We start from the raw sequence: 15,759 nt of genomic DNA, 5'->3' as shown, positions 1-15,759 counted from the left end.
GTCGCTTGACCGCCAGCAAATCGCGCCGTTACCAGCACTTGACTTGCGACCCAGCAAACCCACTAGCATTCAGGCCGCCCCGTCTCCAGGGCAACTCCACTAACTTACCCTGATCAAGTGGCTGCGTCAAAAGCCAGCCGAACTCAAGCAAGGTAGGTCTTTGGGAGTGCAGATGAGCGTAGCACCTCCAGGATTCGATGGATTCCCGGAGCCTCCGCCCTTGTGGAGCGGAGTTGTGCGTCGCCCTGCGAGACAGAACTCTAGCACCGACGCGCGCATGCCATGAACATCTTCGGCAAGCTTGCGGTTATTCCCGGGTCACCCCTGCCCAAACCTTCGACATTCGGGGTATTCCCCCAGACGCCGAAGAGCCCGCGGTCCGCCAGGACCACGGGCTCTTCGGCGCGCGTCAGCTCGCCGGCAGGGCCGCCAGCTGGGCTTCGAGCCGGGCGATGTCGGCGTCGGCCTGGGCGGCGCGCGCGCGGACCTTCGCCACGACGTCGTCGGGCGCCTTCGACATGAACTGCTCGTTGCCCAGCTTGCCCGCCGCCTGCGCGGACTCCTTGCGCGCGGCCGTGAGGTCCTTCTCCAGGCGCCTGCGCTCGGCCGCGACGTCGATGGCTCCGGCCGTGTCGAGCTCGACCACGGCCTCCTCACCCACAGCGAGCCTCGCGGTGGCCGTAAAGGACGCCGTGGGGTCGTCCAGCCGCAGCAGGGACCGGATGGCCACCTCGTGCGCCGCGAGGGCCGTGCCGCCGAATCTGAGCCGTGCCGCCACCCGCTGCCCGGGCTTCAGCCCCTGGTCGGACCGGAAGCGTCGAACCTCGGTGACGAGCTCCTGCAAGGCGGCGATCTCGTTCTCGGCGGGTTGGTCGGCGTACGCGTGCGCGGGCTCGGGCCAGGGGGCCGTCATGACGGACGGGCCGCCGGTGAGCGCCCGCCAGAGCTCCTCGGTGACGAAGGGCACGATCGGGTGCAGAAGCCGGAGCAGGGCGTCGAAGACGTGGCCCAGCACCAGGCGCGTGCGGTCGGCCACCTCCCCCCCGGCGCTGATCTGGATCTTGGCCAGCTCGACGTACCAGTCGCAGACCTCGTCCCAGGCGAAGTGGTAGAGCTGGTCGGAGATCTTCGCGAACTCGTAGTCGTCGTACCCGGCGTTCACGGCGGCGACCACGGCCTGCAGCCGGGACAGGACCCAGCGGTCGGCGACGGTGAGATCCGCCGGGGCGGGGAGGTCGGCCGCGGTGGTGGCGCCGTTCATCAGCGCGAACCGCGTCGCGTTCCAGATCTTGTTGCAGAAGTTGCGCGCCCCCGCGACCCAGTCCTCGCTGATCGCGACGTCCGAGCCCGGGCTCGCGCCCCTCAGCAGCGTGAAGCGGGTCGCGTCCGCGCCGTACCGGCTGATCCAGTCGAGGGGGTCGACGACGTTACCGGACGACTTCGACATCTTCTTGCCGAACTGGTCGCGCACGATGCCGTGCAGGGCGACGGTCTGGAACGGCGGGGTGCCGTCCATGGCGTACAGCCCGAACATCATCATGCGGGCGACCCAGAAGAACAGGATGTCGTACCCCGTCACCAGGACGGTGGTGGGGTAGAAGCGCTCCAGTTCGGGGGTGCGGTCGGGCCAGCCGAGGGTGGAGAAGGGCCACAGGCCCGAGGAGAACCAGGTGTCCAGCACGTCGGCGTCCTGGACGTAGCCGGGCGGCGCCTCCTCGTCGGGGCCGACGCAGACGACCTCCCCCTCGGGGCCGTACCAGACGGGGATGCGGTGCCCCCACCAGAGCTGTCGTGAGATGCACCAGTCGTGCATGTCGTCGACCCAGTCGAAGTAGCGCTTGGCGAGCTCCGGCGGGTGGATGCGGGTGCGGCCGTCGCGGACGGCGTCACCGGCGGCCTTGGCCAGCGGCTGGACGTTGACGAACCACTGCAGGGACAGCCGCGGCTCGACGACGGTCTTGCAGCGGGAGCAGTGGCCGACCGCGTGGACGTACGGGCGCTTCTCGGCGACGATGCGCCCCTCGGCCCGCAGCGCGGCGACCACGGCGGGCCTGGCCTCGAAGCGGTCGAGCCCCTGGAACGGGCCGTGGGCGGTGATGACGCCGCGCTCGTCCATGACGGTGAGCGAGGGCAGCCCGTGGCGGCGGCCGATCTCGAAGTCGTTCGGGTCGTGCGCCGGGGTGACCTTGACGGCGCCGGTGCCGAACGCGGGGTCGACGTGCTCGTCTGCCACGATGGGGATCATCCGCCCGGTGAAGGGCAGCTCGACGGTCGTGCCGACCAGGTGGGCGTAGCGCTGGTCGTCGGGGTGCACGGCCACGGCCGTGTCTCCGAGCATGGTCTCGGCGCGGGTGGTGGCGACCACGATGGACGCGTCGCCGTCGCCGTAGCGGATGGAGATGAGCTCGCCCTCGTCGTCGGAGTGGTCGACCTCGATGTCGGACAGGGCGGTCAGGCACCGGGGGCACCAGTTGATGATGCGCTCGGCGCGGTAGATCAGGCCGTCGTCGAAGAGGCGCTTGAAGATGGTCTGGACGGCGCGGGAGAGCCCTTGGTCCATGGTGAACCGCTCGCGTGACCAGTCGACGCCGTCGCCGAGCTTGGTCATCTGGCTGAGGATGCGCCCGCCGGACTCCTCCTTCCACTGCCAGACCCGGTCGACGAAGGCCTCGCGGCCGAGATCGTGCCGCGAGAGGCCCTGCTTGGCCAGCTCGCGCTCGACGACGTTCTGCGTGGCGATGCCGGCGTGGTCCATGCCGGGGAGCCAGAGGGTCTCGAAACCCCGCATGCGGGCGCGCCGCGTCAGCGCGTCCTGGATCGAGTGGTCGAGGGCGTGGCCGATGTGGAGGACGCCGGTGACGTTGGGCGGCGGCAGGACTATGGAGTACGACTCGCGCTCGCTGCCTACGTCCGCCGTGAAGTAACCCTCGGATACCCAGCGCTCGTAGCTCTGGGTCTCGACGTCGGCGGGTGCGTATTGGGTTGGCAGCTCAGGCGTTGTCACAGTCACCAATTGTAGGGAGGCCGCCGGCTTGCCCGCGTCGCCTCGTCGCCCGCCCGTAATCGGATATACGGGCTTGCGGCACAAAAAGCCACATTCGGCGAGCCTATAAGTACGGCATACTACGTTACGTAACGTGCCGGGCACCGGAATGGCACACGCCTGTCGAGAGGCGGACCGTCGCCTCGGACACGTGGGACACGTGAGGCGTCATGACGGGTGAGCGGTCGCCCCTCCGCTCACACGATCATGAGGCTGAGATCGATGTGAAGCCCAGCCTGTCAGGCGGACTTCTCCCTGGGGGTGCGCTGCTGCTTGGCGTTGAGCTGGTCGCGTGGCACCAGGGTTGGGTTGACGTGCTCCAGCACCGACTCGCGGGTGATGACGACGCGCGCGACGTCCTGGCGGGAGGGCACTTCGTACATCACCGACAGGAGGACTTCCTCCATGATGGCGCGCAGGCCACGGGCACCGGTGCCGCGCAGGATCGCCTGGTCGGCGATGGCCTCCAGGGCGTCGTCGGTGAACTCGAGTTCGACGTTGTCCAGCTCGAACAGCCGGCGGTACTGCTTCACCAGCGCGTTCCTGGGCTCGGTGAGGATCTGGATCAGCGCGTCGCGGTCGAGGTTGTGGACGCTGGTGATGATCGGCAGACGGCCGACGAACTCGGGGATCATGCCGAACTTCAGCAGGTCCTCCGGCATGACGTCGGAGAAGATGTCCGAGGCGTCGATCTCGTCCTTGGAGTGGATGATGGCGTTGAAGCCGATCCCCTTCTTGCCGATGCGCGACTCGATGATCTTTTCGAGGCCCGCGAACGCACCACCGCAGATGAACAGCACGTTGGTGGTGTCGATCTGGATGAACTCCTGGTGCGGATGCTTGCGGCCGCCCTGGGGCGGGACCGAGGCGGTCGTACCCTCCAGGATCTTCAGCAGGGCCTGCTGCACGCCCTCGCCCGAGACGTCGCGGGTGATCGAGGGGTTCTCGCTCTTACGGGCTATCTTGTCGACCTCGTCGATGTAGATGATGCCCGTCTCGGCCTTCTTGACGTCGTAGTCGGCCGCCTGGATGAGCTTGAGAAGGATGTTCTCGACGTCCTCGCCGACGTAGCCGGCCTCGGTGAGCGCCGTGGCGTCCGCGATGGCGAACGGCACGTTCAGCATCTTCGCGAGGGTCTGCGCGAGCAAGGTCTTGCCCGAGCCCGTCGGGCCGAGCAACAGGATGTTGGACTTCCCCACCTCCAGACCGTCGTCCCGGCCGTGCTCGCCGGACTGCACCCGCTTGTAGTGGTTGTACACCGCGACCGAGAGGGCCTTTTTCGCCTTGTCCTGGCCGATGACGTAGGCGTCCAGGAACTCGAAGATCTCTCTCGGCTTGGGGAGACTGTCCCACTTGAGCTCGGAGGACTCGGAGAGCTCCTCCTCGATGATCTCGTTGCAGAGATCGATGCACTCATCGCAGATGTAGACGCCTGGTCCGGCGATGAGCTTCTTGACTTGCTTCTGGCTCTTCCCGCAGAACGAGCACTTCAGCAGGTCTCCGCCGTCGCCGATGCGTGCCACCCCAGATACTCCTTTGCGTGGGACCGCCTGCTCCGCGATCCGAATCTTGCGGACTCGGTCCGAAAAGTCATCCCGCTCAGGTTTCGACGTTACCGTCTTCTGGGCCCTCCGTGCGCCCCCTAGCGGTGAGTCGCACCGGAACGTGCCCAATTGGGCACCGTTCCGGTGCGATCCGCGACCTCAGGAAGCAACCGCTTGAGCGCGCTTCTTCCGTGAGGGGATGATGTCGTCGATCAGGCCGTACTGCTTGGCCTCGTCGGCGTTGAGAATCTTGTCGCGCTCGATGTCACGACGCACCTCCTCCGGCGACTTGCCGGAGTGGCGGGCGACGAGTTCCTCCAGGAGCGAGCGCATGCGCAGGATCTCGCGGGCCTGGATCTCGATGTCGCTGCCCTGGCCGCCGCCCTCGGTGGAGGGCTGGTGGATCAGCATGCGGGCGTTCGGAAGCGCGAACCGCTTGCCCGGGGTGCCGCCGGCCAGGAGCACGGCCGCGGCCGAGGCCGCCTGGCCGAGGCAGACCGTCTGGATCTCCGGGCGGACGAACTGCATCGTGTCGTAGATCGCCGTCATGGCGGTGAACGAGCCGCCCGGCGAGTTGATGTAGATGCTGATGTCGCGATCGGGGTCGAGTGACTCCAGCGTCAGGAGCTGGGCCATCACGTCGTTCGCCGACGCGTCGTCGATCTGCACTCCGAGGAAGATGATGCGGTCCTCGAAGAGCTTGTTGTAAGGGTTCATCTCCTTGACGCCGTACGTGGTGCGTTCGACGAACGAAGGGATGATGTAACGGCCGTTGATGTCTCCCGGCCGGATCAGATCACTCACGAATTGTCCCTTCAGGAGACGGCGCCTTCGGAGGGCACCTGCCGCGCACTGCGCACGACGTGGTCGATGAAGCCGTAGTCCTTGGCTTCCTCGGCGGTGAACCAGCGGTCCCGGTCGGAGTCCCTCTCGATCTGGTCGAGGAGCTGGCCGGTGTGGTGGGCGATGCGCTCGGCCAAGGTCTTCTTGACGTAAAGCATCTGCTCTGCCTGGATCGCGATGTCCGCCGCGGTGCCGCCGATGCCGCCGGAGGGCTGGTGCATCATGATGCGGGCGTGCGGCAGAGCGTACCGCTTGCCGTGTGCCCCGGCGCACAGCAGGAACTGGCCCATCGAGGCGGCCAGCCCCATGGCGACCGTGCAGACGTTGTTCGGCACATACTCCATCATGTCGTAAATCGCCATGCCGGCAGTCACCGAACCGCCAGGAGAGTTGATGTAGAGCCAGATGTCCCGATCGGCGTCGTCCGCGGCCAGGAGCAGGAGCTCGGCGCAGATGCGGTTGGCGACCTCGTCGTCCACCTGGGTGCCGAGCACCACGATGCGCTCACGCAGCAGACGGTTGTAAAGCTGGTCCTCAAGCCGGAATGAGCCGTTCTCACGGCCACGCGACTGCGGCCCGAAGCTGGTGGGCTGGTATGAGGTCGGCGGGCTGGTCACAGCGTCACCTTCCGATGCGTCGTAATCGATGGGCTTTGCTTGTGACCTTAACGCGCGGCAACGACCGGTCAGGCCGCGTCTCAACACTGTTCGCTGTCGGCGCAGGTGCCATGAGGTCCGTGCGAATCGGGCGCGCGCCGGCGTTCTTCCAGCTCCGACTGGTGGATGAGATGGCGCCGCGTCGCCGCGCCGACCTTGACCCGTGACGTGCAGGTGGTGCGGTTTCTCCGCTGGGCCCGGGCGAGTCGCTCACGCGGCCGCGCCCACGGTCCCCTCGCTGTCGTAAGAATCATCCCAAAAGTCACCCAAGGGTGCTCATATCCGCTTGATATGGCCCGGATACGACGATGCCCTCACCGTGACGGATCACGATGAGGGCATGGACGATCACCTCGGGGACGCGGCGGGCGCGTCAGGCGAGAGGCGCCTCGGTCACTCGGCGGCCTCGGCGGCGACCGGCGCGCCTTCCTGCTCGGCGTTGAGCTCGGCGTAGATGGCCTTGAGGTCGACCTCGTTACCGGCCTCGTCGGTCACCTTGGCGGCGTCGCCGATGACGGTCTTGGCCTTGTCACGGACGATCTCGACCATGGCCAGCGTGAGCTGGTCGTTGTCGGCGAGGTGCTGGGCGAGGGTGTTCGGGGCGACGCCCAGCTGCGCGGCGCGGCGCACCACGAAGTTGGTCAGCTCCTGCTCACTGACCCCGAGGTCCTCCTGCTTGACGATCTTGTCGAGCACGAAGCCGGTCTTGATCGCCTTGCGGGAGTTCTCTTCGAACTCGGCGAACCGCTCTTCCTCGGTGGTCTGGTAGAGCCGGAAGAAGGCTTCGCGGCTCAGGCCGCTCTCGGCGACCTGGTGCTCCAGGTTGTGCTTGCGAGCGTCGAGCTCGGCCTTCAGCGCGCTGTCGGGCAGCGGGATGTCGATCTGGTCGAGCAGGGCCGTCAGGGCGTTCTCGCGGGCCTGCACGACCTGGTCGACGAGCTTGTTGCGGCGGGCCTGCTCGCCGATGCTGCCGCGCAGCTCCTCCAGCGTGTCGAACTCGCTGGCCAGGCCGGCGAACTCGTCGTCCAGCTCGGGGAGGACCTTCTCTTTGACGTTCTTCACCTTGATGGTGACGTCGGCTTCCTCGCCGGCGTTCTCGCCGCCCACGAGCGTGGTGGTGAAGGTCTTCTCGTCGCCCGCGGCCATGCCGACCAGGGCGTCGTCCAGGCCCTGCAGCACCGAGCCCGCGCCGACCTCGTAGGAGACGTCCGCGGCCTGCTGTTCTTCGATGTTCTCGCCGTCGATCGTGGCCGCGAGGTCCATGACGACGTAGTCGCCGTTGGCGGCGGGGCGCTCGACGCCGGCCAACGTGGCGAAGCGCTGGCGCAGGGCGTCGATCTGGACGTCGACGTCCTCGTCGGCGACCTCGGCGGAGGGGACGGTGACCTCGAGCCCTTCGTAGGCCGGGACCTCGAAGGCCGGGCGCACGTCGACCTCGGCGGTGAACTCGACCTCCTCGCCGTCGTCGATGCGGGTGACCTCGATCTCGGGCTGGCTGACCGGGAAGACGTCGCTCTCGTCGACGGCCTTGCCGTACAGCTTCGGCAGGGCGTCGTTGAGCGTCTCCTCCAGGACCACCGCGCGGCCGAAGCGCTGCTCGATGATGCGGGCGGGAACCTTGCCGGGGCGGAAGCCGGGCACGCGCACCTGCTGCGCGACCTTCTTGTACGCCGCCTGCATGCTCGTCTCGAGCTCCTCGAACGGCACCTCGACGGTGAGCTTGACCCGGGTGGGGCTGAGCTCCTCGACAGCGGTCTTCACGGGGTGGTCTCCTTGATCAAGCTTCTGGTGATCGCGGGCGCGTCGTGCCGTACGGCCACCGCGACACGATCGCGTGCCGCGCCCACTTGGGCGGCTCAGTGCACGGGCCAACGGGCACAACCTGTCCGGGCGTGCGCAACTGTGGCGGGTGTCCAGCGCCGCATGCCAGTCTAGGGCAGATGGGCGCCTCCGGCGTCATCGACAGGCGTCAGATTATGTCAGAGATGATCTTCTGCAGGATGTCGACGGTCGCCTCGGGGGTGGTACTCGCCGCGCACAAGCGTTCCATGACCTCGCTGTAACGGTCCACTTCCTCGCGTTTGTCCAGGTAGAGGGCGCTCGCGAGTTGCTCGACGTATACGATGTCGGGCAGTTCGTGGTCGTTGAAGCGCAGGACGCTGAAGGCGCCGCCCTCGGCGCTGTGCCCGCCGAAGCTGAACGGCATCACCTGAATGGTGATGTTGGGCTGGCGCATGAGCTCCAGCAGGTGTTCGAGCTGGCCCCGCATGACGTCGGCCCCGCCGATCGGCCGCCGCAGCGCCGCCTCGTCGATCACGGCCCAGAAGACCGGGCCGTCGCCGCGGTCGAGGACGCGCTGGCGCTCCATGCGCAGGTCGACGCGGCGGGAGATCTCGGCGGCGCCGATGCCGGCGGACCCGGCGGTGATCACCGCGCGGGCGTACTCCTTGGTCTGGAGCAGGCCGGGCACGAACTGGACCTCGTACGTGCGGATACGCGCGGCGGCTTCCTCCAGGCCGACGTAGGCCTGGAACCAGGACGGGAGGAGGTCGCTGAAGCGGTGCCACCAGCCGGGTTCGTTGGCCCGCTCGAGGAGGTTCATGACGGCCGACCGCGCCTCGCCCTCCGCCACCCCGTAGTAGGTGAGCAGATCGGCGACGTCGCGCTCCTTGAAGCCGACCCGTCCGAGCTCCATCCTGCTGATCTTGGACTCGGAGCCGCGGATCACATGGCCTGCGTCCTCGCGGGAGATGCCCTTCTCTTCGCGGAGCCGGCGGAGCTGCGTTCCCAAGAGGATGCGGAGGGCCGTCGGACCGGAGCCAGGCTGGAACTGAGTCATTTCGGCCTCCTTCTCTTCTCGCGCTCTACTCGTGCCAGCCAACACAGTGTCACCACTTCCGGCCCCCGTGACAAGGTCTGGTCCCGCTGTCCCTTTCACCGGTGCAAGCCCGTTCGCTCACGGAGCGCGTCCATCCGGGCTCTTGCGTATGCACGGCGCAACTGCACGTGCATTTGGGTCTTGCACGTGGCGCAATACTGACCCATGATGGCCTAGTGCATATTGGGCTAAAGGTGCACTAACTCGTATAAGAGACGACAGGCGGCGGAGACTCACAATGACGGCGGGAGGTATCAGCGGGATGCTGGAACCGGTATCCGCGGCCCACTGTCTCACCCCGGTCCGTAACGTGGATTTTAAGGGGCTAATGCGGTCGGCTCTACGCCGTGACACCACCACCTGCCCCCTGCGCCCGCAGGCCGACTCGGTGAAAATGGCTCGTGACGTCACCCGCACGACCCTCGACAGGTGGGGACTGGCCAAGCTCTGCGATGACGCCGCGCTGGTGGTATCGGAGCTGGTCACCAACGCCGTACGGTACGGGAGCCGCGCGCCGCTCCGCCCGCAGGACCACCCGATCACGCTGATCCTGCTGCGCCTCGCGCCGCACGTGCTGCTGGCCGTGTCGGATCCGAGCGACGAGATCCCGACGCCCAAGGAGCCGGACTTCATCTCCGAGCACGGGCGCGGCCTCCACATCGTCGAGACCTACAGCACGTGCTGGGGCTGGGACGCGCTGGACGAGGGCGGCAAGGCCGTCTGGGCGCTGTTCGGCGCCGAGCGCTGACGACGGCCGCAGGAGAGCGGTAGAGCCGTAGATGCGTTAGATGGTGCGGGCCGCGATGGCCTGCATAGAAATGTCCGACCTCGCGGCATAACGACCCGTATCCGAACCCACGTCGGGCGAAACGGCGATCTCACCTTTTGTATAGGGTCACGACACCCCGGATCGCCGCGCCCCCGCAGGGCGGCCGAGGCCGCGTTCGGCTTGTGTCGGGGTGACCGGATTTGAACCGATGATCTCCTGCACCCAAAATTGGCTCAACACTCGAAGCGTGCACTACATTGAGTCCTAAAACCGCAGGTCAAAGCATGATCATGTTGGTCCGTGCAGTCTGATGGAGCCTCGTGGAGGTGCCGCCATCTAACGCACTCTCTAACGCGCGAACCACAGGAGGTCCCCCCTGGCATACACGATGGAGCGCCCCCAGAAGAACGGCGCCATCCGCTACACCGGCATGTACAAGGCCGTGAACGGCAAGTACAAGTCGGCCGGAACCTTCGATGATCAGGACAAGGCCCGCGAGGTCGCTCTCGCGGCCGAGAAGCACGCCGCCAGTCGCCTGACTGTCACCAGCCCCGCCGAGAAGGCCAAGATCACCGTCAGGCAATTTTTCTGGAAGTTCCTCGACGAGCACGGCATCGAACCCGGCTCCAAGATGAACTACGCGGGACTGTTCCGCTGCCACGTGGACCCCTACATCGGCGACCGTCGTCTGATCGAGGTGGACAACGAAGTGCTCACCCAACTACTGACGGTGATCCTTGCGGAGGAAGGGGCAGGGCACTCGTCCATCGCTCACACCAAGACGATGCTCTCTTCGATGTTCGGGCTAGCCAAGCGCCAGCGGTACATCACGGGCGACAACCCGGTGGCCGGCATCCGGCTCACAGGGGGCGGAAGGAGCAAGGGCAAAGGGAAGATCATCAAGGTCTACGATCCGCCCACCTACAATAGGGTTCGGCAGAATCTTCCCAGTCTTGAGGCCAAGCGGTTTTCCCTGCTTATTTTCAACTCGGGAGTCCGATTCTGCGAGGCCATCAGCTTCGTAGAAGGCGATCTGAACTACGAGACCGGACGCCTTGAGGTGACCAAGAGCACAGTAGAAATTACTTCAGAATTTCATCCAGACGGAGAACGCTTCCTAACAAAGAATTACACCAAGAACGGAACGGTCCGAGTTTTCACTATCGACCTATCCGTCGCCAGGGCGCTCAAAGACCATGTCGACAGACATGGCATCAAGAGGGGAGAGCTGCTCTTCCCTTACTGGATGTTCGAGTCAGGTGGCCAACGTGGACGCATGGACGAGCTCACGCAGGAAGAACTTGACGCACTAGGCACCTTCGAAGCGAAGGTTCGGTCCCCCCGCACCAATGCCGAGCACCTGCGAACGTTCAAACACGGAACGCTCACCGGCTACGCTACCGGTAAATGTGGTTGCGTCGGCTGCAAACAGGCTAGTCGCGTGTATGGACGGGAACGCATGGCCAAACTTCGAAGCTCAAAGCGCAAGAAGGCCCCCCCTCCTATGCGCCTCCGGGGAAACGCAGAGAACCTCAGCAAGAACACCTGGCGCCGGATCTGGGTAAAGGCGGTAGCCGAAGCCGGCGTCGACTACATCCCGCCCTACGACATACGTCATTGCCACGCATCAAACCTCCTGCGTGGCGGTGAAGATCTCGCCACCGTACAAGCCCGCCTCGGCCACAACGATATCCACTCAACCACGAGGTACCTGACCGTGATCGACCAGGAGTCAACAAGCTCCGCCCGGATCATGGGGGGCTTCATGCAAGGTTGGGAAGATCTCTAAGCACCCTCGACACCTCACGAGCCGCCCGAGAGGCTAGACTCGTCGTCCGACGGGCTGTAGCGCAGTTTGGCTAGCGCACCGCCTTTGGGTGGCGGGGGTCGCCGGTTCGAATCCGGCCAGCCCGACGTACGCGCTGGATGGCGCAGCGAAGAGCCCTCGCAGCTATGCGCTCGAGGGCTCTTCGCATGTCCATCAGCGAGAGACCCGGACCCCTATCACGTCAGCCAGCCACACCGGCTTCGTCCCGCACCGCCAACACGTTGGCGGGGACAACCGGGGAGGGCCACGATGGCGTCGGCACGCTCGAGGGTGCTGGCTGTGCTCTGCACCTGAAGACTGGCTACGCCGCACGGAACCCCTGGCCACAAGAGGCGAACCTGTCGGCGGTGCTATTCCGTCAGCGGCTCATCTAGCAAAGCTGCGCGAGTACAAAAGAGACTGGTTTCCGCTCTAATTCTGGGCTACGAAAATATTGCTGCAGGTGACTCAACCTGGTTCCTCCTATCGACGCCTGTCGAGTCGTTGAAATCGGTGCGATCATGGGCTTGAGCCTCATGCACGGGGCGCTCGTCAGGGAGTCACTCACGGTGCGACGCCCGTCGGCAGGAGCTAGCATGAGCCGACAGGTTCGAGAGCACGCCAATTCCTCCATAGGGCCGCCCGCTCTTGGATCGCGCCTACCGTTTCGAGGGTGATGTCCCGGTCTGGGGTTTGCTTCCCCCGAGTTGAGGTCCCGCTGCCGAGAATACAACTATTGTTGGGTGCCTCATCATCGATATCTGCTCAGCCTCTCATACGAGAAGTTGTCCCTGACCATTTCGAGCAAAACCCTCGGAAGCGGCAAGATCATACCGTGGCTTGAGACGTAGGGGATTAGGCCTTGCTATAGACGGAGCAAGATCGGTTCAGACTGTCGAAGGCATACGTGCCCTTGAGGGACCCTTGCCCTTCTTTACAGTCTCGCAGGCGCTTGCCAACTTCTTGCTGACTAGGTTCGATTTGACCATCGATTACCATTTAGAAGCATTCGGCAAGAATTAGTATTCTTCGGTCCGCGAAAAAGATGTCGCATTACGCTGAACTCATCCCATCCGCAAGGGTGATCTCAGCACAGTGGAAGACCGCGATGTGGCGGGGAAGCCAGTCCTGTGTAGTTGAGTTAGGAGTCGCTGGCGCCCAGGAGACCGACGTGTGGCTACAGAGATACATGCTGAAGGTGACGTCGAAGGCACCATCCCAACCTGACCCGCTCGGCGCCTGGATGGCGAGCAGGCCACGCGCGCCAACAAGAACGTCACGCTTCGCGGCCTCCGCCCGCCGCGTGACATCGTGATCTATTTGCAACAGTGCGCCCTCGGAAGGAGCGGGCGCTTTTCGCGTCCTCCGGGCTCACTCAGCGTCCCGGAAGGACGGTCTCACCGCGGATTCGGTGTCCGGTTCGTGCTCATTGGCCCACTTCTGTGCCCTCGCGAGGTCGGGCGCCGTACCCGCAGGGACGTAGGTGAAGCCGTCCCACTCCTCCAGTACCCTCGGCTGGTTGGGGTGAAGGTGGCTGGCGCCGCCGTGCAGCGGCCGGTGGCGGCGGTAGATGTCCAGGGGCGGGCGGCGCCGCTTATTGTACGGCGCGAGCGGGTCCGCCGGATCGACGCGCGGGACGGCCCGGGACGGCTGGTTCGGTGGTTTAGGTCGGCTGTGCTTGCCCATTCTGTATACGAATCTCAGGCTGTGACGGTTTTCCGCCTCGCGGCGACGAGATTCTTGACCCGGGCTCGCACCTTGTTCACCGCGGCGGTGGGGCACGAGCGGGTGGCATCCGACAGCGTGTTAAGCCGGGAGGCCAGGCGCGTGGAGTCGGCACGGGCCTCCTCGTCGAGCGCCCACAGGGCCGCTTCGATGCCCTGCTCGGGCTCGCCCCCATCGAACAGCGCGGCTGCGAGCCCGACCCGGTCCATGACGCGAACTCGGTCGAAGCCGGGTGCCCCCAACTTCAGCACTGCCCAAAAGTAACGGCTCACCAGCCCGCCCGGGCCACCGAGCCCAAGCCAGGTCGGGGGCAGAAACTGCGCGGGCGCCAGCGTGCTCACCGGCGTCGTAGTATGCCATCCACTCCGGGACCTAGCCTAGGCCGTCAGCCAGTTGCTCGTCCGCCTGGCCAAGATGCTCATCGGCCGGGCCAGCACCTTCGAGCCGCTCCTGGTCCCCAAGCGGGTTGGGCGGATCGCCGTTGCCGTTCACGATCCCCGGGGAAGTGGTCTGTTGCTGTCCCTCCAGGGATGGTCAGCGACCGGGCACCTCGAATCCGAGTGGGCGGACCTCGCTGAGTTGGTATCCCTCCAGGGATGATCAGCGACTGGAGGTGTGGCAGCCCATCGGCGTCCCCGTCTTGTTGCTATCCCTCCAGGGATGATCAGCGACCGGCCAAGGACGTCCTGGCCGCCCAGGAGCAGCTGCGCGGGTTGCTATCCCTCCAGGGATAATCAGCGACATCCGCACGCTGGCGCTGGCCAGCGGCGTCACCTGTTGCTATCCCTCCAGGGATGATCAGCGACCGGGCGACCACCCGTCACGCGGCCGACCGGACCGGGTTGCTATCCCTCCAGGGATGATCAGCGACCAGCAGTTCGAGGTCGTAGACGGCGTTGAGCCAGCGTTGCTATCCCTCCAGGGATGATCAGCGACCCGCGCGCGAGGAGACGTTAACTCGCCGACTCGGCAGTTGCTATCCCTCCAGGATGATCAGCGACACGACACGGCCGGACACCGCTCAGGACCCGCTCGTGATGTTGCTATCCCTCCAGGGATGATCAGCGACCTGAGCGAGCAGGTGCGGGCCACCTACCGGTACGTGTTGCTATCCCTCCAGGGATGATCAGCGACGACGGCGGCGATGCGCTGGGTGGCGACGCGGTCCTGTTGCTATCCCTCCAGGGATGATCAGCGACCGTGCCGGGTGTCGAACACCAGGCCATCGCCGAGTGGTTGCTATCCCTCCAGGGATGATCAGCGACGTCGCCCGCCACCGCGGCGAGGCCGTCCGTGATGTTGCTATCCCTCCAGGGATGATCAGCGACGCGAGAGCATCCCGCTCGCCCGCCGGCGAGCCGTGTTGCTATCCCTCCAGGGATGATCAGCGACCCCGGCCGAGACCCGCTGACCACCAACCGCCCTCATGTTGCTATCCCTCCAGGGATGATCAGCGACTCCCGCGACACCAACGGCCTGCTGGAGGTCCCCTCACGTTGCTATCCCTCCAGGGATGATCAGCGACCGCGGCCGCCAGACGGCTGCGGGACCGGGGAGACCGGTTGCTATCCCTCCAGGGATGATCAGCGACCGCTCCAACGCCGCCTTGACCTCATCGGACCCCTGTTGCTATCCCTCCAGGGATGATCAGCGACCCAAGAAGATCAAGGAGAGCGAGATGCCCGAGCTCACGTTGCTATCCCTCCAGGGATGATCAGCGACGGTGGAGGACTTCGCCGAGCACCAGGCCCGGCTGAAGTTGCTATCCCTCCAGGGATGATCAGCGACACGACGCAGCGCGGCGCGGCTGGAGGACCGCATCAGCGGTTGCTATCCCTCCAGGGATGATCAGCGACCTGGTCCCGCTGCTGCTGGCGGCGCCGATCGCCGGTTGCTATCCCTCCAGGGATGATCAGCGACGTCAATACCGTCGGCGCTGGAGCAGAGGCCTGCACCAAGTTGCTATCCCTCCAGGGATGATCAGCGACCCCTCCCCCACCGCCACCACGTTCACGGTGCACGTGTTGCTATCCCTCCAGGGATGATCAGCGACCTCAACGTGGCGTTGACCAAAGCGCCAACGGAGTAGTTGCTATCCCTCCAGGGATGATCAGCGACTGGCCGACGCCCAGGAGCAGGCGGCGGCGAAGGTGTTGCTATCCCTCCAGGGATGATCAGCGACTCAGGATCGGGTTCGGCGCGGGGTCGTTGCGGTGGAGTTGCTATCCCTCCAGGGATGATCAGCGACGCGCCCGCGCGAGCGGGTCGACGACCCGCGCGAACAAGTTGCTATCCCTCCAGGGATGATCAGCGACGGGCAGGCCCTTAAGGCCGCGTTCTGTCTCCCCGGACGTTGCTATCCCTCCAGGGATGATCAGCGACCGGATCGTGGCGAAACCGCTGTAGGACGACACTCAGGTTGAGTACGTAGGAGGCGTACGGCGACATCGCCGTTGTCCATGATCTTGAGGGTCGTTCTTTGGATTGTTCTTGT

10 protein-coding genes, 1 tRNA gene and 1 CRISPR repeat array are annotated in these 15,759 nt (G+C 65.5%); of the genes, 3 read left to right on the top strand and 8 right to left on the bottom strand.

The features are described 5' to 3' along the window. Nucleotides 1-409: 409 nt before the first annotated feature. From AB0H21_RS40585 to AB0H21_RS40560, 6 genes are all read right to left on the bottom strand, one after another. The gene (locus AB0H21_RS40585) at nucleotides 410-3,004 is read right to left on the bottom strand and encodes a valine--tRNA ligase (protein WP_358527354.1); all 2,595 of its coding nucleotides are present in this window, start codon (nucleotides 3,002-3,004) and stop codon (nucleotides 410-412) included. A 278-nt stretch (nucleotides 3,005-3,282) separates the two neighbouring features. Continuing rightward, nucleotides 3,283-4,566, bottom strand: a complete 1,284-nt coding sequence (gene clpX, locus AB0H21_RS40580; protein WP_358527351.1) for an ATP-dependent Clp protease ATP-binding subunit ClpX — start codon at nucleotides 4,564-4,566, stop codon at nucleotides 3,283-3,285. A gap of 180 nt (nucleotides 4,567-4,746) precedes the next feature. Continuing rightward, a complete protein-coding gene (locus AB0H21_RS40575) occupies nucleotides 4,747-5,391 on the bottom strand; it encodes an ATP-dependent Clp protease proteolytic subunit (RefSeq protein ID WP_114033079.1) in 645 nt (214 codons plus the stop codon). 11 nt (nucleotides 5,392-5,402) lie between these two features. Beyond that, nucleotides 5,403-6,047: an ATP-dependent Clp protease proteolytic subunit gene (locus AB0H21_RS40570; protein WP_358527349.1), complete on the bottom strand. Its 645-nt coding sequence runs from the start codon at nucleotides 6,045-6,047 to the stop codon at nucleotides 5,403-5,405. 432 nt (nucleotides 6,048-6,479) lie between these two features. Further along, entirely contained in the window at nucleotides 6,480-7,847 is a 1,368-nt protein-coding gene (gene tig / locus AB0H21_RS40565; RefSeq protein ID WP_358527348.1) for a trigger factor, read from the bottom strand. A 208-nt stretch (nucleotides 7,848-8,055) separates the two neighbouring features. Further along, the gene (locus AB0H21_RS40560; protein WP_358527346.1) at nucleotides 8,056-8,925 is read right to left on the bottom strand and encodes a helix-turn-helix transcriptional regulator; all 870 of its coding nucleotides are present in this window, start codon (nucleotides 8,923-8,925) and stop codon (nucleotides 8,056-8,058) included. A 367-nt stretch (nucleotides 8,926-9,292) separates the two neighbouring features. Here AB0H21_RS40560 and AB0H21_RS40555 point away from each other — a divergent pair, with 367 nt between their 5' ends. The 3 genes from AB0H21_RS40555 (at nucleotide 9,293) to AB0H21_RS40545 (ending at nucleotide 11,647) form a co-directional block, all read left to right on the top strand. Then, nucleotides 9,293-9,712, top strand: coding sequence for an ATP-binding protein (locus AB0H21_RS40555; protein WP_358527343.1), 420 nt, complete (start codon nucleotides 9,293-9,295; stop codon nucleotides 9,710-9,712). Between the two features lie 409 nt (nucleotides 9,713-10,121). Next, nucleotides 10,122-11,522 carry a tyrosine-type recombinase/integrase gene (locus AB0H21_RS40550; RefSeq protein WP_358527340.1) on the top strand — a complete coding sequence of 467 codons (1,401 nt, stop codon included), beginning with the start codon at nucleotides 10,122-10,124 and terminating at the stop codon, nucleotides 11,520-11,522. A 50-nt stretch (nucleotides 11,523-11,572) separates the two neighbouring features. Next, nucleotides 11,573-11,647 (top strand) — tRNA-Pro (locus AB0H21_RS40545). A 1,264-nt stretch (nucleotides 11,648-12,911) separates the two neighbouring features. Here AB0H21_RS40545 and AB0H21_RS40540 read toward each other — a convergent pair. Continuing rightward, entirely contained in the window at nucleotides 12,912-13,226 is a 315-nt protein-coding gene (locus AB0H21_RS40540; protein WP_358527337.1) for a DUF6087 family protein, read from the bottom strand. Nucleotides 13,227-13,240: 14 nt separating this feature from the next. Beyond that, nucleotides 13,241-13,606: a hypothetical protein gene (locus tag AB0H21_RS40535; protein WP_358527334.1), complete on the bottom strand. Its 366-nt coding sequence runs from the start codon at nucleotides 13,604-13,606 to the stop codon at nucleotides 13,241-13,243. Nucleotides 13,607-13,777: 171 nt separating this feature from the next. Beyond that, nucleotides 13,778-15,647: direct repeats of the CRISPR family, unit length 30 nt; unit sequence GTTGCTATCCCTCCAGGGATGATCAGCGAC. Nucleotides 15,648-15,759: the final 112 nt, after the last annotated feature.

This window comes from Sphaerisporangium sp. NPDC051011 (assembly GCF_040653595.1).
GTDB lineage: Bacteria > Actinomycetota > Actinomycetes > Streptosporangiales > Streptosporangiaceae > Sphaerisporangium.
This window is presented reverse-complemented; position numbering and strand designations above follow the sequence as displayed.